The 24,493-nt window shown below is 65.6% G+C and carries 18 protein-coding genes; 13 read left to right on the top strand and 5 right to left on the bottom strand.

Features of this window, described 5'->3' with window-relative positions:
- The first annotated feature begins 98 nt into the window (after nucleotides 1–98).
- Complete coding sequence (gene rpsA, locus EDL96_RS05670) at nucleotides 99–1,559, top strand: 30S ribosomal protein S1 (RefSeq protein ID WP_123824820.1); 1,461 nt, start codon at nucleotides 99–101, stop codon at nucleotides 1,557–1,559.
- 137 nt (nucleotides 1,560–1,696) lie between these two features.
- On the opposite strand, the gene EDL96_RS05665 is transcribed toward rpsA, so the two are convergent.
- A complete protein-coding gene (locus EDL96_RS05665; protein ID WP_123824819.1) occupies nucleotides 1,697–2,380 on the bottom strand; it encodes an IMPACT family protein in 684 nt (227 codons plus the stop codon).
- Nucleotides 2,381–2,450: 70 nt separating this feature from the next.
- Here EDL96_RS05665 and coaE point away from each other — a divergent pair, with 70 nt between their 5' ends.
- The 4 genes from coaE (at nucleotide 2,451) to EDL96_RS05645 (ending at nucleotide 8,680) form a co-directional block, all read left to right on the top strand.
- Entirely contained in the window at nucleotides 2,451–3,086 is a 636-nt protein-coding gene (gene coaE / locus EDL96_RS05660) for a dephospho-CoA kinase (RefSeq protein ID WP_123824818.1), read from the top strand.
- 284 nt (nucleotides 3,087–3,370) lie between these two features.
- On the top strand, nucleotides 3,371–5,047 hold the full coding sequence (locus tag EDL96_RS05655) for a BCCT family transporter (protein WP_325049535.1): 1,677 nt from the start codon (nucleotides 3,371–3,373) through the stop codon (nucleotides 5,045–5,047).
- Between the two features lie 48 nt (nucleotides 5,048–5,095).
- Nucleotides 5,096–7,216, top strand: coding sequence for an excinuclease ABC subunit UvrB (gene uvrB, locus EDL96_RS05650; protein WP_123824817.1), 2,121 nt, complete (start codon nucleotides 5,096–5,098; stop codon nucleotides 7,214–7,216).
- Nucleotides 7,217–7,438: 222 nt separating this feature from the next.
- A complete protein-coding gene (locus tag EDL96_RS05645) occupies nucleotides 7,439–8,680 on the top strand; it encodes a TerC family protein (protein ID WP_123824816.1) in 1,242 nt (413 codons plus the stop codon).
- Between the two features lie 133 nt (nucleotides 8,681–8,813).
- On the opposite strand, the gene EDL96_RS05640 is transcribed toward EDL96_RS05645, so the two are convergent.
- From EDL96_RS05640 to EDL96_RS05625, 4 genes are all read right to left on the bottom strand, one after another.
- Entirely contained in the window at nucleotides 8,814–9,425 is a 612-nt protein-coding gene (locus tag EDL96_RS05640) for a hypothetical protein (RefSeq protein WP_123824815.1), read from the bottom strand.
- The gene (locus EDL96_RS05635) at nucleotides 9,415–10,032 is read right to left on the bottom strand and encodes a transcriptional regulator (protein WP_233568710.1); all 618 of its coding nucleotides are present in this window, start codon (nucleotides 10,030–10,032) and stop codon (nucleotides 9,415–9,417) included. Before EDL96_RS05635 ends, EDL96_RS05640 begins: the two co-directional genes overlap by 11 nt.
- Nucleotides 10,033–10,095: 63 nt before the next feature.
- Entirely contained in the window at nucleotides 10,096–12,711 is a 2,616-nt protein-coding gene (locus EDL96_RS05630) for a DEAD/DEAH box helicase (protein ID WP_123824814.1), read from the bottom strand.
- Nucleotides 12,712–12,794: 83 nt separating this feature from the next.
- Complete coding sequence (locus EDL96_RS05625; RefSeq protein WP_123824813.1) at nucleotides 12,795–13,451, bottom strand: MBL fold metallo-hydrolase; 657 nt, start codon at nucleotides 13,449–13,451, stop codon at nucleotides 12,795–12,797.
- 80 nt (nucleotides 13,452–13,531) lie between these two features.
- On the opposite strand from EDL96_RS05625, the gene EDL96_RS05620 reads away from it, so the two are divergent.
- From EDL96_RS05620 to gap, 8 genes are all read left to right on the top strand, one after another.
- On the top strand, nucleotides 13,532–13,954 hold the full coding sequence (locus EDL96_RS05620; RefSeq protein ID WP_123824812.1) for a hypothetical protein: 423 nt from the start codon (nucleotides 13,532–13,534) through the stop codon (nucleotides 13,952–13,954).
- Between the two features lie 124 nt (nucleotides 13,955–14,078).
- Nucleotides 14,079–16,982, top strand: coding sequence for an excinuclease ABC subunit UvrA (gene uvrA / locus EDL96_RS05615; protein WP_123824855.1), 2,904 nt, complete (start codon nucleotides 14,079–14,081; stop codon nucleotides 16,980–16,982).
- Nucleotides 16,979–17,665 (top strand): lysophospholipid acyltransferase family protein, encoded by a 687-nt coding sequence (locus EDL96_RS05610; protein ID WP_123824811.1) that lies wholly within the window; start codon nucleotides 16,979–16,981, stop codon nucleotides 17,663–17,665. The genes uvrA and EDL96_RS05610 overlap by 4 nt, the downstream gene beginning before the upstream one ends.
- Nucleotides 17,658–19,745, top strand: a complete 2,088-nt coding sequence (gene uvrC / locus EDL96_RS05605) for an excinuclease ABC subunit UvrC (RefSeq protein ID WP_123824810.1) — start codon at nucleotides 17,658–17,660, stop codon at nucleotides 19,743–19,745. The genes EDL96_RS05610 and uvrC overlap by 8 nt, the downstream gene beginning before the upstream one ends.
- A gap of 90 nt (nucleotides 19,746–19,835) precedes the next feature.
- A complete protein-coding gene (gene rapZ / locus EDL96_RS05600; protein ID WP_123824809.1) occupies nucleotides 19,836–20,789 on the top strand; it encodes an RNase adapter RapZ in 954 nt (317 codons plus the stop codon).
- 81 nt (nucleotides 20,790–20,870) lie between these two features.
- A complete protein-coding gene (locus tag EDL96_RS05595; RefSeq protein WP_199732539.1) occupies nucleotides 20,871–21,905 on the top strand; it encodes a gluconeogenesis factor YvcK family protein in 1,035 nt (344 codons plus the stop codon).
- Between the two features lie 119 nt (nucleotides 21,906–22,024).
- Entirely contained in the window at nucleotides 22,025–23,008 is a 984-nt protein-coding gene (whiA, locus tag EDL96_RS05590; protein ID WP_123824807.1) for a DNA-binding protein WhiA, read from the top strand.
- A 335-nt stretch (nucleotides 23,009–23,343) separates the two neighbouring features.
- On the top strand, nucleotides 23,344–24,348 hold the full coding sequence (gene gap / locus EDL96_RS05585) for a type I glyceraldehyde-3-phosphate dehydrogenase (protein ID WP_123824806.1): 1,005 nt from the start codon (nucleotides 23,344–23,346) through the stop codon (nucleotides 24,346–24,348).
- Nucleotides 24,349–24,493 lie beyond the last annotated feature (145 nt).

Genomic DNA, 24,493 nt, shown 5'->3' with positions numbered 1-24,493 from the left:
GCTCTGCGCACGTAGTCCACAAACTTTGAAGCCTCTGACGGTTTCCGCCGCGCGGACGCTTCACTGACCACTAACAATTCCATCGGAGTCCCTACTACATGACCACCACCACCCCGCAGGTTGCCGTCAACGACATCGGAACGGAAGAGGATTTCCTCGCCGCCGTCGATGCGACCATCAAGTACTTCAACGACGGCGATCTGGTGGAAGGCACTGTTGTCAAGGTTGACCGTGACGAGGTCCTCCTCGACATCGGCTACAAGACCGAAGGTGTCATCCCGTCCCGCGAGCTGTCCATCAAGCACGACATCGATCCCGATGAAGTCGTTGCTGTGGGCGACGAGGTCGAAGCCCTGGTCCTCACCAAGGAGGACAAGGAAGGCCGTCTCATCCTGTCCAAGAAGCGCGCCCAGTACGAGCGCGCCTGGGGCGACATCGAGAAGGTCAAGGAAGAAGACGGCGTCGTCACCGGCACCGTCATCGAGGTTGTCAAGGGTGGTCTGATCATCGACATCGGGCTGCGCGGCTTCCTCCCCGCCTCGCTGGTCGAGATGCGCCGCGTGCGCGACCTGGCCCCCTACATCGGCCAGAAGCTCGAGGCCAAGATCATCGAGCTGGACAAGAACCGCAACAACGTGGTCCTTTCCCGCCGTGCCTGGCTCGAGCAGACCCAGTCCGAGGTGCGCTCCGACTTCCTCAACAAGCTCGAGAAGGGCCAGGTTCGTTCCGGCCACGTCTCCTCGATCGTCAACTTCGGTGCGTTCGTGGACCTGGGCGGCGTCGACGGCTTGGTGCACGTCTCCGAGCTGTCCTGGAAGCACATCGACCACCCGGGCGAGGTCGTCGAGGTCGGCCAGGAGGTCAAGGTCGAGGTCCTGGACGTCGACATGGACCGCGAGCGTGTCTCCCTGTCGCTCAAGGCGACCCAGGAAGACCCGTGGCAGCTGTTCGCCCGCACCCACGCTCTGGGCCAGGTCGTTCCCGGCAAGGTCACCAAGCTGGTTCCCTTCGGTGCGTTCGTGCGCGTCGAGGACGGCATCGAGGGCTTGGTGCACATCTCCGAGCTGGCTCAGCGCCACGTGGATCTGGCCGACCAGGTCGTCGACGTCAACGAGGACCTCTTCGTGAAGGTCATCGACATCGACCTGGACCGCCGTCGTATCTCCCTGTCGCTCAAGCAGGCGAACGAAGGCGTGGACCCCGAGTCCACCGAGTTCGATCCCGCTCAGTACGGCATGGCTGCCGAGTACGACGACGAGGGCAACTACAAGTACCCCGAGGGCTTCGACCCCGAGACCAACGAGTGGATCGAAGGTTTCGAGGACCAGCGCGCCGCTTGGGAGCAGCAGTACGCGGATGCCCAGACCCGCTGGGAGGCCCACAAGGAGCAGGTGCGCCGTCACCTCAACGAGGACGCGGAGGCCGCTGTGGCCGGTGCCGGTGTTGCACCGTCCGCCGCTCCGACCTCGTACTCCTCCGAGGCTCCGGCCGAGGACGAGGGCACCCTGGCCTCCGACGAGGCACTGGCTGCTTTGCGCGAGAAGCTCACCGGCAACTGATCACCAGATCAGGCTGGCTCGAAAGCCCCCGCACCCACAGGGTGCGGGGGCTTTCCCCTGTCCGGCTCCGGGCGGCGTCGAGTGCGCGGTTCGATCGCTACTGAGGCGCCCAGGGGCGATCGAACTGCTCACTCGGCTCAAGCAGACGGAAGGTCCACCCACCGCGTGCCCACGCGGGTGGGCGCAGCGCGTCCCGCGGTCAGCCTTGCGACATGAAGTCCCAGATGATCCAGAGCCGCCTCCGAGTCCTGCACCGCGACGCTCAGCACGGCGCTGTCGGCAGCCCAGCGTGATTCCTGCACGGTGAAGGCAGCGGCTCGCAGGTGGTTCTCCCACCTCGGGGCAAGGCTCAACGGTGCCGGCAACTCGAAGACGGCCATTCGGGCGCGTTGCACCAGCGCCGCCCGGTCCAGCGCCTGGGACACGGAATCCGAATAGGCACGCACCAGCCCTCCGGCCCCGAGCAGCGTTCCGCCGAACCACCGGACCACCACCGCGCACAGATCGGACAGGTCCGCCGTGTGCGGCTCCCCGTCAGGCCCCGTCTGCCGCTGCGTGATGGCGTCGAGCATGGGGACCCCGGCGGTGCCGGATGGTTCGCCGTCGTCGCTCGAGCGCTGGATGCGACGCTCGGGTCCCAGGACCCAGGCGGAGCAGTGGTGTCGGGCGTCGTGGAACTCCCGGCGAAGATCGGCCACCAGGTCCGTAGCATCCTGTTCCGAATCGACTCTTTGCAGCACCGTGAGGAACCGGGACTTCTTGATCTCGATCTCGTGCCGGAGTTCCCGATGGTCTGCGAGCACTGTGTACTGGTGGGCCATGCGCCAGAGTCTAGGGTGCCGAGGTCCCCGGAAAGCACCCGCAGGAATGCATCCTGGGTACGCTTGTGCCATGGTGCACATTGGTCTCACGGGCGGAATCGCGGCGGGGAAATCGGCTGTCGCTTCGCGGTTGGTCGAGCTGGGTGCGGTCCTGATCGATTCCGACGCCATCGTGCGTGACCTCCAGCGCCCGGGTCAGCCGGGTCTGGTGGCGATTGCACGGGAGTTCGGGCCCAAGATGTTGGCCCAGACGGGTGAACTGGACCGTCAGGCCTTGGGGGAACTCGTGTTCTCCGACGACGGCGCCCGTGAGCGGCTCAATGCGCTGATCCACCCGTTGGTACGTCAGCGGTCCGTGCAAACGGTCCAGCGTGCCGTGGCCGAACGCGGCGAGGACGTCGTGTTCGTGCACGACATCCCCCTCCTGGTCGAAACAGGGCAGGCGGGGAACTTCGACAAAGTCCTGGTGGTGGAGGCCCCGCGGTCCGAACGCATCCGGCGGATGGTGGAGACCCGCGGCATGTCCGAGCAGGATGCCGCCGCGCGAATCGACGCCCAGGCCACGGACGAACAACGTCGGGCAGCGGCCGACCACGTCCTGGTCAACGACGGAACGGAGGCTGAGTTGCGATCAGCCGTGGATGAGTGGTGGCAACGCCGAGTCTGCGCCCTCCTGCCCGATCAGAGCACCGAATCACAAGGCTGAAACTCCAGGTGAGAACGGCGTGGCGGGCCGAGAATTGATCTGTGACTCAGCACACTTAGGCTTGAAGAGGCGCTTGGGCAGGACCGCGCCGCGGGAAAGCGACAGTTCTGCGGCGTAGCACCGGAAGTGTTTCCCCTGCCCTTCACCCTCCTGACGACTTCGCTTACCGAACGAGCGTGGCGCCACGACTTCGGTAGGTCTAGGACCCCATGCTCAACCGCTTGCACGATGTCCTGAGGCTTCGCACGAATGCGACGATCTTCTTCAGCTAGGCCGCGATCGTCGTGGTCTTCGTTCTGACGGCACTGGTGTTCACCGACGCCGCTGACGCCTTCTTCTCGCACGGGTCGGCATGGATCATGGCCAACCTGGGTTGGTTCTACATCCTGGGCGTCTCCGTGTTCCTGATCTTCCTGGTCTACGTCGCGCTGAGCCGCTTCGGAGTGCTCCGACTCGGTGCCGACGACGAGCGTCCCGAACACTCGAACCTCGCCTGGTTCGCGATGCTCTTCGCGGCGGGGATCGGGACCATCCTCATGTTCTGGGCCGTGGCCGAGCCCGTGTCACATTTCGCCGCGCCCCCGTTCGAAGGCGTGGAGCCGGAGAGCCACGATGCCGCACGCAACGCTATGGCGATCACTCTCTACCATTTTGGCCTGCACACCTGGACGATCTTCACACTTCCCGCTTTGGCCTTCGGTTACTTCATGTACAAGCGGAACCTCCCACCGCGGGTCTCGTCCATGTTTCAGCCCCTGCTCGGGGGACGGATCCACGACCGCCCCGGGCAACTCATCGACATCCTGGCCGTGGTCGGGACACTCACCGGCGTCTCCGTGTCGATCGGGCTCGGGACGATGCAGATCAACGCCGGTCTGTCACGGCTGTTCGGTGTCCCCGAATCAGCGATCAGCCAGATTTCGATCATCGCGGCCGTGACGCTCGTGGCCTCTGTGTCTGCCGCTCTGGGAGTTAACCGGGGTATCAAGGTGCTGTCCAACGCGAACATCCTGATCGCCATCGGGCTGTTGGTGTTCATCCTGGTCAGCGGCCCCACGGTCATGTTGCTCAAGGGTATGGTCGAGTGGACCGGTGCGTACATCCAGACCCTCCCAGGCCTCATGTTCTGGACCGACACCTTGGCCAACACTGGCTGGCAGGACGGTTGGACCGTCTTCTACTGGGCCTGGACGATCACCTGGTCGCCGTTCGTGGGCATCTTCATCGCCCGGATTTCCAGGGGCCGTAGCGTACGTCAGTTCGTCATCGGAGTGCTGGCCTTTCCCACGTTGTTCTCCGTGGTGTGGTTCGGCATTTTCGGCACCGCAGTCTTCGACATCGAGTTCAACGGCGACGGCGGCCTGGTGGAGACGGTTGTGGGGGAGGGTGACATCCCCGGCGCGATGTTCGAGTTCTTGAGTCACTTCCCGCTGGCCTGGCTCATCTCTGCGATCGGGATCCTGGTCGTGGTGCTCTTCTTCATCACATCCATGGATTCTGCGGGTCTGGTCATGGACTCCATGGCCAGTGGGTACAACGAGGAGGCACCGGTGGCCCAGCGCGTCTTCTGGGTGGTGTCGATCGGTGTCGTGGCTGCCGTCCTCCTCACGGCCACGGGGCAGTCCGGTTTGACGGCTCTGCAGAACGTCGCAATTCTGATTGGTCTGCCCTTCTTCGTCCTGGGCTACTTCATGATGTGGTCCCTGCTGCGGGCCATGCGGGAGGACGCCGGAGAAATCGCCCCGATCCGTAGCCGTCAGTGGCGGCGAACATTGCCACCTGAAGAGTACGAACGACGCGCTGACTCGGGTGATCTCACGGACGAGGTCGTTGCCCCCGAACACATCGTCGGTACTGAGCCCGAACACGCTGCGGAACTGGAGCGACCTGTACAGCCCGAAGTCGTCCAGGAGTACCGACTGCGAACTGGAGAGCAGTCCGTCATCGATCCTCCCCGCTGAATCCTGGTGTCCGGGTCCCGTGTCCGAGCCCACGCGTAGGCTGGCCCCATGAGCTTGGCACAGGAGATCAACCGCGTCGTCGCGCCCTTTGAGGTCGTCTCCGAATACTCACCCGCCGGTGACCAGCCCAAAGCGATCGCCGAACTGACCCAACGGGTCAACGACGGCGAAAAGGACATCGTCCTGCTCGGCGCCACCGGTACGGGCAAGTCCGCCACCGCTGCTTGGCTGATCGAGTCGGTACAGCGTCCCACGCTGCTGATGGTCCAGAACAAGACTCTTGCGGCCCAGTTGGCCAACGAATTGCGTGAGCTCCTGCCGAACAACGCCGTCGAGTACTTCGTCTCCTACTACGACTACTACCAACCGGAGGCCTACGTCCCGCAGACGGACACCTTCATCGAGAAGGACTCCTCGATCAACGAGGAGGTCGAACGGCTCCGTCACTCGGCCACGAATGCGCTGTTGACCCGCCGCGACGTGGTCGTGGTGTCCACGGTGTCCTGCATCTACGGTCTGGGCACGCCGGAGGAGTACATCCAGCAGATGGTCACTCTCAAGGTGGGGGAGGAGATGGACCGCGATGATCTCCTGCGGCAGTTCGTGAACATGCAGTACGCCCGCAACGACGTCGACTTCCACCGCGGGACCTTCCGTGTCCGCGGAGACACGGTCGAGATCATCCCGATGTACGAAGAGCACGCGATCCGGATCGAGTTCTTCGGGGACGAGGTCGAGTCCATCTACACGCTCCACCCGCTCACGGGCGAGATCATCCGGGAAGAGAACGAGATGTACGTCTTCCCGGCCTCCCACTACGTGGCAGGCGCCGAACGCATGGCCAAGGCCGTGACCGGCATCGAGGACGAACTGCGCGAACGCCTCGAGACCTTGGAGGGCCAGAACAAGCTGGTGGAGGCTCAGCGGCTGCGGATGCGCACGACCTACGACCTCGAAATGATGCAGCAGATGGGCTACTGCAATGGCATCGAGAACTACTCCCGCCACATCGACGGCCGCGGTCCCGGTTCCGCCCCACACTGTTTGTTGGACTACTTCCCGGACGATTTCCTGCTGGTGATCGACGAGTCCCACGTGACGGTCCCGCAGATCGGGGGCATGTACGAAGGCGACATGTCCCGCAAGCGCACCCTGGTGGAACACGGGTTCCGGCTGCCGTCTGCCATGGACAACCGCCCCTTGAAATGGGACGAGTTCCTGGAACGAATCGGTCAAACGGTCTACCTGTCGGCCACACCCGGCAACTACGAGCTCGGCAAGGCCGACGGTTACGTGGAACAGATCATTCGACCGACAGGCCTGGTGGATCCCGAAGTGGTGGTCAAGCCCACCAAGGGACAGATCGACGACCTCCTGGACGAGATCAACACGCGCGTCGAGAAGGACGAACGCGTCCTGGTGACCACGTTGACCAAACGCATGGCGGAGGACCTTACGGACTACCTCATGGAGCACGGGGTCAAGGTGCAGTACCTGCACTCCGACGTCGACACCTTGCGGCGTGTCGAGCTCCTGAGCGAACTGCGGCAGGGTGTGTTCGACGTCCTGGTGGGCATCAACCTGCTGCGTGAGGGTCTGGACCTTCCGGAGGTGTCACTGGTGTCCATCCTGGACGCCGACAAGGAGGGGTTCTTGCGCTCGACGCGGTCGCTCATCCAGACCATTGGCCGTGCCGCCCGTAACGTCAACGGCCAGGTCCACATGTACGCCGACAAGATCACCGACTCCATGCAGGTCGCGATCGACGAGACCAATCGTCGTCGTGACGTGCAGATCGAGTACAACACCGAGCACGGAATCGATCCTCAGCCCTTGCGCAAGAAGATCGCCGACATCACTGACCAACTGGCCAGGGAGGCGGAGGACACCCACGAGCTGCTGGCCATGCGGGCCGGTGCGGGTCGGAAGACGGCACCCACCGGTGGCCAGGAGGAACGCGGTGTGCTGGACCAGGCCGAACGGCGGATGCGTGAAGAGGGGCTCGAGACCGCTCCGGCCGAGAACCTGGAGGACCTGGTGCGGGAACTCACGGACCAGATGAACCAGGCGGCCACCGACCTCAAGTTCGAACTCGCGGCCCGTATCCGCGACGAACTCACGGATCTCAAGCGCGAACTTCGTCATGTTCGGGAGTCCTCGGGGGCCTAGATCCTGGTGGCTGAAGTCATGCCGTGTAGCATGTTCGGCAGCGTAAGGGAGTATCCACTCGCGTTGTGAACGTCAGCACGCGGAGCCCACGAGGGTCCGCCGGACACAACGGTCGGACTTCAGGACCCACCCCGGTCATCCCAGGAGGACCGGTGAGACACGGGGAAGCCGACGGAGAGACTTGCGTTCTCGAACCATTCCCAACTTGGAGAGGACGCTTCATTGGAAGTTTCACCCTTGGTTTGGACGATCACCATCGTCGTGATCGTCGGCATGCTTGCCTTCGACTACATCTTCCACGTTCGTAAGGCACACGAACCGCACATCAAGGAAGCCGCCATCTGGTCGGCGATCTACGTGGGGATCGCCCTGCTGTTCGGTCTGTTCGTGCTGTGGGACTACGGACCCACGTTCGCCGGTGAGTACTACGCGGGCTACATCACGGAGAAGGCACTGTCGGTCGACAACCTGTTCGTGTTCCTGATCATCATGGCCTCCTTCAAGGTGCCGCGTAATGACCAGCAGAAGGTGTTGCTCTTCGGCATCACGTTCGCGTTGGTTGCCCGCACGGCTTTCATCTTCATCGGTGCGGCTGCCCTGAACGCCCTGGCCTGGCTGTTCTACATCTTCGGGTTCTTCCTGATCCTGACCGCGATCAACCTGATCCGCGGTGAGCTCAAGGACGAGGACGAGGAGGACGAAGCCAACAACTTCATGGTCCGACTGGCCAAGCGCTTCATGCACACCACGGACTACTACGACGGCGACAAGCTGTTCACCATCGAGAACGGCAAGCGGGCCATGACCCCGATGCTGCTGGTGATGGTGGCTATCGGCGGAACGGATCTGCTGTTCGCCTTCGACTCCATCCCCGCGATCTTCGGCCTGACCCAGGAGACCTACCTGGTCTTCACGGCCGTGGCCTTCTCGCTCATGGGGTTGCGTCAGCTCTACTTCTTGATCGACGGCCTGCTGGACCGGCTCATCTACCTCTCGTGGGGCCTGGCCATCATCCTGGGCTTCATCGGCTACAAGTTGATCGTGCACGCCCTGCACGAGAACGACCTGCCGTTCATCAACGGTGGCCACCCCGTGCACTTCCCGCCGGAAGTCACGATCGGCCAGTCTCTGTCCGTGATCGTCGGCGTGTTGGTCCTGACGGTGCTCATCTCGCTCTACAGCCCCAAGGGCCGCGCCCTGCGCGTGCTTTCCGGCCTGCGCAACGTGGCGGAGGCATATGTCACGCTGCCCAAGGACGCCCCGGCTTCCGAGCGCGAACGCCTGGCCGCGAAGGGTGCCAAGCTGGCGTCCGGGATGCCGAACATTCCGCAGAAGTACCGGGACGAACTGATCGAGGAGGAGGACGAGTTCCGCGACCTGCTCGACCGGGCGCGTGGCAAGCACGAACACTTCGAGCGCACCGGTGAGGCACCGGAGCCGGAGGCTCCCGTCACCAAGGAGTGATTCGTCCCTGGCTGCGAATCCCACGGGTTGGACCCAACCGGATGCGCTGAGCCTGGTGCCGCACAGCGGCCTCGGCCCGTCACGTGATCACGTGACGGGCCGAGGCCGTTGTCATGAGTGCGGGGTGCGGCGTTCAGCCGAAGAGGACGATCAGTCCGGCACCGGCAGCGGCCCACAGCAGGGAGGCCAACGTCCCGATGATGAACTGTTCCCGCTGATGGGCATTGGTGAACTCGCCGTACCGCGCCAGGCCCTTGACGGCCACGACGACGGCCAGGCCACTCGGGTACCCCATGGCTAGACTCACGACGACCGCCACGCGTTCGAGCACGCCGATGACCAGGCCTCCGCGCAGCGGCAAGCCTGGGGGCTCCGCCTCCGTGGCGAGGGCGGTCTCCTGTGGCCGCCGGTCCTTGGAGGTCATGAGGTCCCATCGCGCCCGGCGCTGGGCCTCGAGGTCCCGGGCCAGGTGCAGGACGAGTCGGGTCACGGGATCGCCCGAGAGTCCGAAGGCGACGGTGAGGGCCGGCGCCAGGCACCACAGGGGTACGGCTCCGGTGATCACCCATGACGTGAGGACGGCCGCCAGAAGCACCACCGGGAGCCAGACGGTCAAGGTTCCGCGCCAGCCGGTGAGTGAACCACGCGGCCCGGGTGCGGTCGAGGAACCGACGCCCGCCGGGTGGTTGGTGCGGAGACCGGCCTGCGGATTGGGGGATTGGTTCTTCTGCGGTTCAGGAGTCAACCAGATTCACCTCGTCCGCCTCACGGAGCAGTTCGACCAGCACCTCGCGCACGGATCGTTCCTCGTGCCACAGGGCCGTGGCCAGCCGCCTGGACACCGATGACTGCTTGATGCCGAGCTCGTCGGCGATCCTTTGCTGCGTCATACCGCGATCGGCGAGTTCCGCGGCCTGCTGAGCCGTGGCCGTGCGTCGTCGTCGGGTGGAGGCCAGCAGCGCCAGGAGGGCGTCGGCCTGCTGCGATCGCAGGTCCTCCTCAACACCGCGGATCGCGGTGTCGGAGGCGGAGGTCTTGGCCGCCTCCACCGCTTCGCGCGCGTGGACGAAGGCACTCCCGGTCGCCTCGTTGACGCTGCCGGGCAGGGGAGTGTCGACGGTGCCGACCCCCAGGCCCACGTGCCATTCCCCGGACTCGGCCAGGTGCAGTGCAGCCTCCACGACGGGCCCGGGGTCGGCGTACAAGGCCTGGAGCTCGTCGCCGGCGGAGATCTGCCAGCTCAGCAGCGGCGTGGGGTGGCTTGATTCCAAGCGACTCCGGTGGGCGGGCATGTCCAGGGCACCGGGTTGGCGCTGCGAGTGATGTCGGTCGACGGTGAGGACGTACGGCACGGAACCTCCTTATGCGCTCCATGATGCATTATCTGAGATTATGCACCTTTCAGTGCATGTACGTTACGAACGCCCGGTGTTGGTGATGGGCCCGACGTTGTCCACGACGACGGCGGGGAAACCGTCCTCGTCGGAGGTCTTCAGATCGATCCGCGCATTGATCCCGAAGTCGTGGTTGCCCTCGGGATCGTCGAAGACCTGTTGCACGGTCCAGAACCCGGACAGACCTTCGGGGGCCTCGTCGATGCGGATCAGCGCCGGCCCTCGTGCCTGGGCATCGGTGAAGATGTCGTCGTACTCGTTGAAGTACTCGTCCATGGCCTCCGCCCAGCGGTCACGGTCCCAGCCGGCGTCGCCGTCCAGGGCGCCCAAGGTCTTGTCCTTCTCCTGGGCGAACAGCTCCACGCGTTGGAACATGGCGTTGCGGACCATGATCCGGAACGCCCGCGGGTTGTTCGTGATGGCCGGGGCCTGTTCCTCCATGAGCTCGGCCAGGGAGTCCTGGGTGGTCCCGGCCGGGGACTCTTCACCACGGGTCAACTTCTCCCACTCGTCCAGCAAGGAGTTGTCCGTCTGGCGGATGGTTTCGCCCAGCCATTCAATGATGTCCTCCAGCGCCTCCGTCCGTTGCTCGATCGGCACGGTCTGACGCAGCGCGCGGTAAGCATCGGTCAGATAGCGCAGGAGGATTCCCTCGGAGCGGGTGAGTCCGTAGAACTGGACGTACTGTCCGAAGGTCATCGCGCGTTCGAACATGTCCCTGACCACGGACTTGGGCGTGAGCTCGTGTTCGGCGAGCCAGGGCGCGGAGCTGCGGTAGGTCTCGAAGGCCTGCTCCAGCAGCTCGCGCAGCGGCATCGCATACGTGATGTCGTCCAATTCACGCATGCGCTCGTTGTACTCGAGGCCGTCGGCCTTCATCTGGGCCAGTGCCTCGGTCTTGGCCTTCTTCTCCTGCATCGCCAGGACCTGACGCGGGCGCTCGAGCGTGGACTCGATCACGGACACGGCGTCGAGTTCGTGGTTCTCGGCCTCGGGGTCCAGGAGGGTCAAGGCGGCAAGTGCGAAGGGAGCCAGCGCGTTGTTCAGTGCGAAGTTCTCCTGCAGTTCGACGGTCAGGCGGTACCGACGTCCGTCGTCGTCCGGCTCCGTGAGCCGCTCGACGACGCCCGTGGCGCGCAGCTCCCGCAGGATCCCCAGTGACTCCCGAACCCACCGACGGCGGTCAGCCACAGTCCCGTCCAGGCCTTCGAACAGGTGCCGGGCGGCGGCCACCGGGTCCCACGGGCGTTGCAGCAGGTTGAGCAGCATGGCGTGCGTGACCGAGAATCCCGAGCGCAACGGCTCGGGTTCGGAGGCGATCAGGGCGTCGAAGGTCTTGCGCGACCAGGACACGAAGCCCTGGGGCGGCTTCTTCTTGGGAACCTGCCGCAGCTTCTTCTCGTCGTTGCCGTGTTTACGACGGGCCTTCTCCATGGCGCGGTTGTTCTCGATGTCGTGTTCTGGGGCCTGCACGACGACGGTGCCCTGCGTGTCGAACCCTGCGCGCCCCGCACGTCCCGCGATCTGATGGAACTCCCGGGACTGCAACCGCCGGGTGCGTTGCCCGTCGAACTTCGACAACGCGGTGATCAGGACGGTGCGGATCGGCACGTTGATCCCCACACCCAGGGTGTCCGTGCCGCAGATGACTTTGAGCAGGCCCTCCTGGGCGAGCTGTTCCACCAGTCGCCGGTACTTGGGGAGCATTCCGGCGTGGTGCACACCGATGCCGTGCCGGACCAGACGATTGAGGGTCTTGCCGAAGCCGGCGGCGAATTTGAAGTCGGCGATGACCTCCGACACCCGTTCCTTCTCCTCCTTGCTCAGGACGTTGACGCTCATGAGCGACTGCGCCTGGTCCATGGCCTGGAGCTGGGAGAAGTGCACCACGTACACCGGGGCCTGATGGGTGGAGACCAATTCGTCGATCTGCTCGTGGACGGGCAGTTCGGAGTAGTAGTAGCTCAGGGGGACCGGCCGTTCGGCGTCGTCGACGACGGCGGTTTCTCGCCCCGTGGCCTCGGTCAGGCGCTTGCGGATGGCGGACGTGTCCCCGAGGGTGGCCGACATCAGGAGGAACTGTGCCTGGGGGAGTTCGACCAGCGGGACCTGCCACGCCCAGCCGCGCTGCGGGTCCGCGAAGAAATGGAACTCGTCCATGACCACCGGCCCCAGATCCGCTCCCGGACCCTCCCGCAGGGCGATGTTCGCCAAGATCTCGGCCGTGCAACACACGATGGGCGCGTCCGGATTCACCGCCGAATCTCCGGTGACCATGCCGACGTTCTCGGCCCCGAAGGCCTCACACAGCGCGAAGAACTTCTCCGACACGAGGGCCTTGATCGGCGCCGTGTAGTAGGAGCGTTGGCCCTGGGCCAAGCCGGTGAAGTGGGCGGCCAACGCCACCATGGACTTGCCGGAACCCGTGGGGGTCGCCAGGATCACGTTGGCGCCGTTGGCCACTTCCAGGACTGCTTCTTCCTGGTGCGGGTACAACTCGAGACCCCGTCCGGCGGACCAGCCGACGAAGCCTTCGAAGATTTCGTCCGCGGTGAGGGGATTACGGGCGAAGTCCCCGCGGAGATAGTGCCGTCCGGGGGAGGACAGGCCGGGGGTGAGAACTTCCAGAAGTGACATCGCCACCAGACTAGCCGCGGCCGCAGACAGCCAGGGGCGCCATGCGGAGGCGTCCGCGGCCGTGGCAACCTACCCTCGGGCGATTACCAGCCGCGTTCGCGCCACTCCTCGAGGTGCGGCCGCTCAGCTCCCAGGGTGGTGGGCGCGCCATGACCCGGGTAGATGACGGTGTCGTCGTCGAACCGGTCGAAAATGCGCGTCACCACGTCCTGGTAGAGACTCTGGAAGTTCGCGTCGGTCTCCGTGCGGCCCACGCCCCCGGGGAACAGTGAGTCGCCGGTGAAGATCCGCACGGGACCCGACGGGTCCCGGTAGACCAGAGCGATGGAACCCGGGGTGTGTCCGCGCAGCCCGATGACTTCCAGGTCGAACCCGTCGAACTCCGCGACGTCCCCGTTGTCCAAGGTCACGTCCATGGACACATCGATGGCGTCAGCGTCGGCGGTACCGCAGGCCGTAACCGCCTCGGAGCGGGACTTCACCTCGGCCAGGGCCCGGACGTGGTCCCAGTGGGAGTGCGTGGTGATGATCATCTGCAGGCTGCCCGACAGCGTGCAGTCGCCGCAGCCGGCGCCGACCAACCCGGCGATGGCACGGGGATCGTCGGCGGCGTCGATGAGTACCTGCGTGCCGTGGGTCTTTGAGGTCAGCAGGTACACGTTGTTCTGCATGTCGCTGACCTGGATGGAACGAATCGTGACCTCGGCCAGATCAACACTCTGCGTGTCGGTGACGAACATGCCCACGATTCTAAGACTGTTAGCAGGCTTCGTTCACCTTGGGTCACCCGCTCGTGACCTCATCGTGGTATCCAGTCATCATGCCCGGATTCCTTCCCCCCGCGGATCAGACGTGGGAACGCAAGCGCCCCGGTCGATTGCTTCTGCTGACCGTCGGGTCCTACGTGCTCCTGCTGGCCACCATTTGGGTGCAGACACACGATCCGGAGGTGAAGGCCGTTGCCTCTGACCCGTCACTCGGTTTCGAGCTCACTCCGGGCCCCGGCTGGTCGACGATCGGCGGGCTCGGCCTGCTCTACGGAATCCCGTTGGCGCTGTGGTGGAAGAAGGTGCCGTTCCTGCTGCACTTCATGGCGGGCCTGTGCGTCCTGGGCGCGGTGGTCTTCGCGCTGTCGGCGGCCACCGGGCTCCTGTGGAACTGGAGGCTGGGGGTAGTGCCCCTGGCCGGTGTGGTGACCAACATCGCCTGGCTGGTCCTGGCCTACAGGCGTGATCGCATCTAGCGAACGACGGCGGTGAACAGCCCCGTCAACTGGACCGCGGGCACTTTTCCCGGGGCGCACGTGAGCCAGGCTGTCGGAGCCGGGCGATAAACTGCACGGCGTGCCCGAACAGAGTCTTGCCCCCATGCTCACCGTGCCTGAAGCACAAGCGACAGCCCCCACCGATCTGACCGAGATCGTCGTGCAGGGCGCCCGTGAACACAACCTTCACGACGTCGACCTCACCATCCCGCGTGACGCCATGGTGGTCTTCACCGGGCTTTCCGGTTCCGGCAAGTCCTCCCTGGCATTCGACACCATCTTCGCGGAGGGACAGCGCCGGTACGTCGAGTCCCTGTCCTCCTACGCGCGCATGTTCCTGGGACGCGTGGACAAACCGGACGTGGACTTCATCGAAGGCCTGTCTCCGGCCGTGTCGATCGATCAGAAGTCGACCTCCAAGAACCCCCGCTCCACGGTGGGCACCATCACGGAGATCTACGACTACATGCGCCTGCTGTGGGCGCGGATCGGGCATCCCCACTGTCCCGTGTGCGGGGAGCCCATCACCAAGCAGACCCCGCAACAGATCGTGGACCGTCTGCTGACCATGCCGGAAAGGACCCGGTTCCAGGTGCTGGCACCCGTGGTGCGGCGCCGGAAGGGTGAATTCGCCGACCTTTTCGCGAGCCTGACACAGCAGGGGTACTCCCGTGCCGTCGTCGACGGTGAGCAGGTGACCCTGGACGACCCGCCCAAGCTCAAGAAGCAGTACAAACACGACATCGACGTCGTCGTGGACCGTCTGGTCATCAAGGACGGGATGGAACGCCGCCTGACGGATTCCATCGAGACCGCGCTCGGCCTGGCCGATGGTCGGGTGGTGGTAGAGCTCGTGCTGCGCGACGGCGAGGACGCCCCGGAGGGCATCGACCAACGACAGACCTTCTCCGAGAACCTCGCCTGCCCCAACGAACACCCCTTGGGCACCGACGAGATCGAACCGCGCGCCTTCTCCTTCAACGCTCCCTTCGGCGCGTGCCCCGAATGCGACGGCATCGGCACCCGCCTCGAGGTGGACGAGCACCTGGTGGTCCCGGATCCCGACCTGAGTCTGGTGGAGGGTGCGATCCAGCCCTGGTCTCTCGGCAAGTCCACGAGCGATTACTGGAACCGGCTCATGGCGGGGCTCGGCGAGGAACTCGACTTCGACCTGGTGACCCCTTGGAAGGACCTCCCCGCGGCGGGACGAAAGGCCCTGCTGGAAGGCAAGGACTACAAGGTCACCGTCTCCTACCGGAACCGGTGGGGCCGGGAGCGCCGGTACACCCAGGGCTTCGAAGGTGTCTACACCTACATCCGCCGCAAGCACGAGGAGACCGAGTCCGAGAACGCCAAGGACCGCTACGAGCAGTACATGCGGCAGGTGCCTTGTCCGGCCTGCCAGGGACAACGGCTGAACCCGACCATGCTGGGGGTGACCGTCGGCGGGCTGTCGATCGCCCAGGCCACGGCTCTGCCCATGCGGGAGTCCCTGGCCTTCTTTCAGGGCCTCGAACTGACCGAACGCGAAACGCGCATCGCGGAGCAGGTGCTCAAGGAGATCGAAGCGCGGCTGACCTTCCTCCTGGACGTCGGGCTCGACTACCTGAATCTGGAACGGGCCTCCGCGACCCTTTCCGGCGGTGAAGCCCAGCGCATCCGACTGGCCACCCAGATCGGGGCTGGTCTGGTGGGCGTCCTCTACGTCCTGGACGAGCCGTCGATCGGGTTGCACCAGCGTGACAACAGGCGTCTGATCCAGACGTTGACCAAGCTCAGAGACATGGGGAACACCCTGATCGTCGTCGAGCACGACGAGGACACCATCCGCGAGGCGGACTGGATCGTCGACGTCGGCCCCGGCGCCGGTGAGCGCGGTGGCCGGGTGGTGCATTCCGGCGGGTACCAGGAGCTGCTGGCCAACAAGGACTCGATCACCTCCGACTACCTGTCCGGCCGCAAGGCGATCGACGTCCCGGCCACCCGGCGACCCGTGGACCCCGAGCGAGTCCTGCGCGTCGTGGGGGCCCAGGAGAACAACCTCCAGAACATCGACGTGACCTTCCCCCTGGGAGTGTTCACGGCGGTGACCGGTGTGTCCGGCTCCGGAAAGTCGTCGCTGGTCAACGAGATCCTCTACACGAAGCTCGCCAACGAACTCAACGGCGCCAAGCAGGTCCCGGGCAGGCACAAGCGCATCGAGGGCGTGGAGCAGCTCAAGAAGATCGTGCACGTGGACCAGTCGCCCATCGGCCGAACCCCCCGGTCCAATCCCGCCACCTACTCCGGCGTGTTCGACCGGATCCGCAAGCTCTTCGCGGACACTCCCGAGGCGAAGATCCGGGGCTACCAGCCGGGGCGGTTCTCGTTCAACGTCAAGGGTGGCCGCTGCGAGGCCTGCTCCGGCGACGGCACCCTGAAGATCGAGATGAACTTCCTGCCGGACGTCTACGTTCCCTGTGAAGTCTGCAAGGGTGCCCGGTACAACCGCGAGACCCTGGACGTGCACTACAAGGGCAAGTCCATCGCCGAGGTCCTCGACATGCCGATCGAGGAGGCCGCCGAGTTCTTCTCGGCCTACACGGCCATCGCCCGTCACCTCGACACCCTGGTCGACGTCGGTCTCGGGTACGTCCGGCTCGGCCAGCCCGCGACCACGCTGTCCGGGGGAGAGGCCCAGCGGGTCAAGCTCGCGGCGGAACTCCAACGGCGCTCTCACGGCGACACCATCTACGTCCTCGACGAACCCACCACGGGACTGCACTTCGAGGACATCAACAAACTGTTGAAGGTTCTGCAGGGTCTGGTGGACAAGGGGAACTCCGTGATGACGATCGAACACAACCTGGACGTCATCAAGACGGCCGACTGGGTCATCGACATGGGCCCCGACGGCGGATCGGGCGGTGGCCTGGTGGTCGCGGAAGGAACGCCGGAGGACGTGGCACAGAATCCCGCCAGCCACACGGGCATGTTCCTCAAGGAGATTTTCGAGGGGGCACGGTGAAGCTCTACCGGCTGGCACAGGAAGCGGTCGCCACCCTGTTTCGCGTCACCTGCCGCCCGGTGATCACGGGGGAGGAAAATTTCCCGGCCACCGGCCCGGTGATCGTGGCCTCCAACCATCTGTCCTTCCTGGACGGGATCATCCTCTCCGCGCTCATGCCGCGGAGGGTCGGATTCATCACCAAGGCCTCCCTGGCGAATGCGCCCGGGATCAAGGGCAAGGTGATGACCTTCGTCTACGACGTCCTCGGGCTGATCCCCGTCGACCGGTCCCGGCAGTCGGAATCCGTCGCGGCGCTGGAACCTGCGCTGAAACTGTTGGGTCAAGGCGGCGTGTTCGGCGTGTTCCCGGAAGGCACCCGTTCCCGTGACGGTCGCCTGTACCGTGGCCGCACCGGGGTGGCCTTTTCTGCCCTGTCCACGGGAGCGCCCGTCGTCCCCGTCGCGCTCAAGGGGACCGAACGGCTCCAGAAGCCCGGGTCCCGGATCATCCGGCCCCGCAAGTTCGAGTTGCACATCGGCACGCCGCTCGAGGTCCAGCGGGTCGACGGGCGTCAGACCGGGGCTCAACGACGCGAGGTGGTGGACCGGGTCATGGACGCGATCGCCGCACTCTCCGGCCAGGAACGCGCGGACGGTTACAACGTCCCGCCGTCGGTGGAGCGAGACGCCGCCCGTGGCTGACCCGTCGATCTACCGCCCCGCACGCGGGGAGATCCCCACGGATCCCGGGGTCTATCGTTTCCGGGACGCCGCGGGGCGCGTGATCTACGTGGGCAAGGCCAAGAACCTGCGGAACCGGGTCTCCTCCTATTTCGCGCCACTGCACACGCTGGCGCCCAAGACGCGCACCATGGTCACGACCGCCGCGGGTGTGGAATGGGTGGTTGTCGGCTCCGAACTGGAGTCCCTGCAGCTCGAGTACACGTGGATCAAGCAGTTCCAACCGCGTTTCAACATCGACTACCGGGACGACAAGTCCTACCCGTACCTCGCAGTGACCATGGGCGAGGACGTGCCCCGCGCATTGGTCACCCGCGGCACCAAGAAGAAGGGGACCCGGTACTTCGGTCCCTATTCGCAGGCATGGGCCATCCGCGAGACCCTGGACGCCGTCCTACGTGTGTTCCCCGTGCGCTCCTGCGCCCCCGGTGTCTACCGGAGGGCCGAGCGGTCGGGGCGCCCGTGCCTGCTGGGTTACATCGGAAAGTGCTCGGCGCCGTGCGTGGGGGAGATCTCCGTCGAGGACCACCGAGCCCTGGCCGATGACCTGTGTCGCTTCATGTCCGGGCACCCGGAACCGTTCATCAAGGAGCTCGAGGACCGGATGCGCGCTGCGGCCGCGGTGCAGGACTTCGAGACTGCCGCCGCGCGCCGTGACGATGTGGAGGCTTTGCGCAAGGCCTTCGAACGCAACGCCGTCGTGCTCTCGGACGCCGTGGACGCCGACTTCTTCGCCCTGGCCGACGACGAACTCGAAGCAGCCGTCCAGGTCTTCCACGTCCGCGGCGGTCGTATTCGCGGCCAACGCGGGTGGGTCACGGAGAAGGTCGAGGAGACCGACGGCGCCCACCTGCTCGAAGCGTTGCTTCAACAGGTCTACGGAGAACGCACCGCCGACGGGGCCTCCGGTGACGAACTGCGCGCCCACGCGCGTCGCGAGGAGCGCGGCTCCCACCACCGGCCTTGGTCCGAGGAACTGACCTACCGTGAGAACCAGGTGCCCCGCAGTGTGCTGGTCTCCGAACCCGTCGAGAACGCCGACCAGCTCGAGGACTGGCTCAGCGGGCTGCGCGGGTCCCGGGTGTCGATCGGCCTTCCGCAGCGCGGTGAGAAGGCCCAGCTCATGGAAACGGTGCGGGAGAACGCCCGCCAGGCCCTCGCCCTCCACAAGTCCCGGCGGGCCGGTGACATCACCACGCGTTCGGCCTCATTGCAACAGCTGCAGGAGGCGTTGGACCTTCCCGAAGCCCTCATGCGGATCGAGTGCTACGACATCTCCCACGTCCAGGGCACGGACGTTGTGGCGTCCATGGTGGTGTTCGAGGACGGGTTGGCACGTAAGTCCGAGTACCGGAAGTTCTCGATCACGGGGGACGCGGCTCGCGATGACACCGCGTCCATGTACGACGTCATCCATCGACGGTTCAGCCGCCACCTGGCGCAGCAGGCCGAGACGGCCGAAGCCGGTACACGGACCGGGGCCCTGTCGCCGGAGGACCTGGACGCCGACCCCGCGGCACGCAAGCGGTTCGCGTACCCGCCCAACCTCGTCGTCGTCGATGGCGGACCGCCCCAGGTGGCCGCGGCTGCCCGGGCCCTGGAGGACCTGGGAGTCGTGGACGTCGCGGTGGTCGGGTTGGCCAAGCGCCTGGAAGAGGTCTGGCTGCCGGATGACGAGTTCCCCGTGATCCTGCCACGGGCCTCCGAAGCGCTGTACCTGATGCAGCGGATCCGCGATGAAGCGCACCGGTTCGCCATCACGTTCCACCGGGCCAAACGCGGTCGCTCCATGATCTCCTCGGTGCTCGACGACCTCCCGGGCGTCGGGCCGGCCAAACAGAAGGCGCTGCTCAAGCACTTCGGGTCCGCCAAGAAGCTCCGCGCGGCCCGCGTCGAAGAGATCCAGGAAGTTCCGGGGTTCGGTGCAGCCCTGGCTGCCAAGGTGGCGGCGGCACTGCAGGAACCAGCCGCCACGACCGGGCAGGATGACCCCACCGGGGGACTCACCGTCAATACGGCCACCGGGGAAATCCTCGACTAGGCCACCCCGCCCGATAGGCTTGAAGCAAGATCGGCGCGACTGTTCGGGCGCCCCGATCGCGTTCCACGAGTGATCGGCCGAGAGACAGAGATGACGCAGCCACCCACGCACGACGACCCGTTCTCGCGCCTCCAGTCCGCCGAACCGCCCCGCGGTGGTGACAACGTCCCCCAGCCGGAACGCAAGTCAGAACTGCTCGTGGTCACGGGCATGTCGGGAGCGGGCCGGTCCACGGCAGCCAACGCCCTCGAAGACCAGGGTTGGTACGTGGTGGACAACCTGCCACCCCAGATGCTGCAGACCCTCGCGGACCTGGTGTCCCGGACTCCCGAGGCGATTCCGCGTCTGGCCGTCGTCATCGACGTGCGCGGCAAGGCGTTGTTCAACGACATGAAGGAGACCTTGGCCGCCATGGAGGCCAGCGGCGTGGACTTCTCCGTGTTGTTCCTGGACGCCTCCGACGAGGTGCTGGTGGCGCGCTACGAGCACCAGCGTCGTCCCCACCCGCTGCAGGCTGGCGGACGGATCTTGGACGGAATTGCCGCGGAACGGGGACTGCTCAAGGACCTCAAGGAATCCGCGGACATCGTGTTGGACACCTCGTCCTACAACGTGCACGCATTGTCCAAGGCCGTCGCGGATCTCTACACCACCGACGGGCCTGTTGTCCTACGCCTGACGGTGATGAGTTTCGGTTTCAAGTACGGCGTACCGGCCGACGCGAACTACGTTGCCGACGTTCGCTTCATTCCGAACCCCCACTGGGTTCCGGCGTTGCGTCCCAGGACGGGCAAGGACATCGAAGTCCGCGACTACGTGTTCAAGGAGGACGGGGCGCGCACCTTCGTGGAGCGCTTCACGTCCATGTTGGAGCCCGTCTTCGAGGGCTACCGGACGGAGAACAAGCACTACGCCACCATCGCTATCGGCTGCACGGGGGGCAAGCACCGGTCGGTGGCCGTGACCGAGGACGTGGCACGGCGCCTCTCCAAGTTCCCACGCGTGACCGTCAACGTGGAGCACCGGGACATCGGGCGCGAGTGACGCGGGACTGACATGACCGACCAACACCGACCGTCCCCGGTTTCGGGGGCTCCCACAGGCTTTCCGGCTGCGGGCGGGCCGATGCGACCGGACCTTCCGCCCGGACCCTTCGCGGGTCGCCAGGACCAATCACGGGGTTCGAACGACGACGCACCTGCCAGACCTCGGCGGAGCTCCGGAAAGGCCGTGGTCGCCCTGGGCGGCGGACACGGGCTCTCGGCCTCGCTCTCGGCCCTGCGACTCCTGACGAACCACCTGACCGCCGTCGTGACCGTGGCCGACGACGGCGGGTCCTCCGGCCGCCTGCGCGAGGAGCTCGCCGTGCTGCCGCCGGGGGATCTGAGAATGGCACTGTCGGCCCTGTGTGACGACTCGGACTGGGGGCTGACCTGGCGTGACGTCATGCAGCACCGGTTCGGTTCCTTGCCGCACCGGCCGTCGTCGTTGGACGGGCACGCACTGGGGAACCTTCTGATCGTGACCCTGTGGGAATTGTTGGGGGATCCGGTCGCGGGCCTGCGGTGGGCCGGCGCCCTGCTGGGCGCCCAGGGCCAGGTCCTTCCCATGTCCGTCACCCCGCTCGTCATCGAAGGGGACGTGGCCGACGACTCCGTCGATCAGGGATTCCGCACGGTCAGCGGGCAGGTGGCCCTGGCCAAGGAACCCTACGTCCGCAACGTCCGGCTCAAGCCGCCGGGAGCGGTGGTGTGCAAGCAGGCCCTGGACGCCGTCGAGGCAGCCGACGCGGTCATTCTCGGACCGGGCTCGTGGCACACCTCGGTTCTGCCTCATCTGCTGCTGCCCGAACTGCGTCAGGCCCTGGAAACCACGGAGGGCCAGCGAGTCATCACCATGAATCTTTCCCGGGACACGGAGACCGAGGGAAAGACCAGCGCCCAGGAGCTCGAGGTCCTGCACGAACACGCGCCGAACCTCCGGATCGATTCGGTGATTGCTGATCCCTCAGCGGTCGAGGACCAGAGCCATCTGGAGGCCGTCGCCTCCCGGATGGGCGCCTCCGTACACTTCGCCGACCTGCGCCGTGCCAGAGGCGAACGGGTGCATTCGTCCTTCAAGCTGGCCGCCGCATACCAGGAAGTGCTGGGTTCCGTCTAAAAACGCCCGCGAGCACGTCGGGGTACCCTGTTCAGCATCCGATGGGGTTCAGTCATGCTCCACTCGAGCATGTTCCAACCCCGTGGAACGCACGCGAACACCTTGCGGAAAGGATGCAGATGTCCCTGACGGCATCGGTCAAGGATGAGCTTGCCCGGCTGGAGACCAAGAAGGCCTCCGAGCGTCGAGCTGAACTCTCGACGGTTCTGCGGTTCTGCGGCGGCCTCCACATCGTTTCGGGCCGGATCGTGGTCGAAGTCGAACTCGACTCCGCGGCCGTGGCGCGGCGGCTGCGGGCAACGATCATCGAAGAGTTCGGCCACGTGTGTGAACTCGGCGTCATCAGCGGGGGAGGGTTGCGGCGCGGTAACCACTACGTCCTGCGTGTGGTGCGCGACGGCGAGGCCCTGGCGCGCCGTACCGGTTTGCTCGATTCCCACGGACGCCCGGTCCGTGGCCTGCCGCCGATCGTGGTCAACGGCACCATCGGGGACGCCGAGGCCGTTCTGCGCGGGGCTTTCCTCTCCCACGGCTCCCTGACCGAACCGGGCCGCTCGGCCGCCATGGAATTCACCTGCCCGGGCCCGGAGGCTGCCCTGGCGCTGGTGGGTGCAGCCAGACGGTTGGACGTCATTGCCAAGGCCCGGGAGGTCCGCGGCGGCGATCGCGTGGTGATCCGCGACGGCGACGCGATCGCAACCCTTCTCACCCGCATGGGCGCACACGAGACTCTCCTGACCTGGGAGGACCGCCGTATGCGCAAGGAGGTCCGCGCGACGGCCAACCGGCTGGCGAACTTCGACGACGCGAACCTGCGTCGATCAGCGCAGGCCGCGGTGGCCGCCGGGGCTCGGGTCGAACGCGCGTTGGAACTGTTGGGTGACGACGTGCCGGATCACCTACGCGCCGCCGGCGAACTGCGACTGGCCAACAAGCAGGCCAGCTTGGACGAACTCGGCCGCCTCTCCGATCCCATCCTGACCAAGGATGCGATCGCGGGCCGGATCCGCCGTTTGCTGGCCATGGCCGATCGCCGCGCCGAGGAACTGGGCGTCCCCGGGACAGAGGCGAATGTCTCGACCGACATGCTTCCCCGCAACTGACCCGCCCAGGTGCCCGCTGAGAGCGAACACACTTCTCGGAAACAGTGCGACCATGTGGGTTTGGTTGTGTTTTGCCGAGTTCATTCTGTGTAACCTCGCGTTTCTCTGGCGCACTGCCCATCCTCCGTTTAGACTAGTTCCCAGCGGTGAGTTGCAGGTTGTGACGGTCCGGGCAACCCACGGGGTCACCGGACGGGGGATGGACGATCAGTTGCGATCCCTCACGAAACAACACGGCAACTTCCGACCATCAGGTGTCGTTCACATGGCGTGCCGGGCAGACTGGCAACGCACTTGTCGAACGACGTCACCGAAGACATAGGAGATCGATCGAAGTGACCATCAAGGTTGGCATTAACGGTTTCGGCCGCATCGGACGCAGCTTCTTCCGCGCCGTGCAGCAGCAGGGCGAAGGCATCGAGATCGTGGCGGTGAACGACCTCACCGATCCGGAGACCCTGGTTCACCTGCTCAAGTACGACTCCATCAACGGCCGCTACCCGGGCGAGGTCGCCCTCAACGGCGACGCCATGACCGTGGACGGCAAGGAAGTCAAGTTCCTGGCCGAGCCCGACCCCACCAAGCTGCCCTGGGGCGATCTGGGTGTGGACATCGTGATCGAGTCCACCGGTCGCTTCGCCAAGGGCCCGCAGATGCAGGCTCACCTCGACGCCGGCGCCAAGAAGGTCATCCTCTCCGCCCCCGGCAAGGAGGTTGACGGAACGTTCGTGTACGGCGTGAACGAGAAGGACTACGACGCCGCGAGCATGAACCTGATCTCCGGCGCCTCCTGCACCACCAACTGCCTGGCCCCGCTGGCCAAGGTGCTCAACGACAAGTTCGGCATCAAGGCCGGTCTGATGACCACCATCCACGCGTACACCGCCGATCAGCGCCTGCAGGACGCCCCGCACAGCGACCTCCGTCGTTCGCGCGCCGCGGCCCTCAACATGGTCCCGACCACCACGGGTGCCGCAGCCGCCGTCGGCCTGGTGCTCCCCGAACTCAAGGGCAAGCTGGACGGATTCGCCGTCCGCGTCCCCACCCCGACCGGTTCCATGGTCGACCTGACCTTCGAGGCCGAGCAGGAAGTTTCCGTCGAGTCCGTCAACGCGGCACTCAAGGAAGCTGCCGAGGGCGACATGAAGGGCATCATCGAGTACACCGAGGACCCGATCGTCTCCAAGGACATCGAGGGCTACCCGGTCTCGACCGTCTTCGACGCACCGCTGACCAAGGTCATCGACAACCAGGTCAAGGTCATCGCCTGGTACGACAACGAGTGGGGCTACACCTCCCGCTTGGTCTCCCTGGTCAACTACGTCGCATCCAAGTTCTGATCCCGCGGTTCCGTCGCCGTCGAATCCGGCCGGAGGGGTACTGACCCCGAATGCGGCCCGTGATTCACGGTGACACCCACGACTGACGCGCGGGGTGTGCGCAGCACCGCTGTGCGCACCCCGCGCGTCAGTCGTATCCACCGGC

The sequence above is a fragment of the Kocuria soli genome (assembly GCF_003797835.1).
In the GTDB taxonomy this organism is placed as follows: Bacteria; Actinomycetota; Actinomycetes; order Actinomycetales; family Micrococcaceae; genus Kocuria; species Kocuria soli.
Note: the sequence above shows the minus strand (reverse complement) of the source record. Positions and strands in the feature narration are given on the sequence as shown.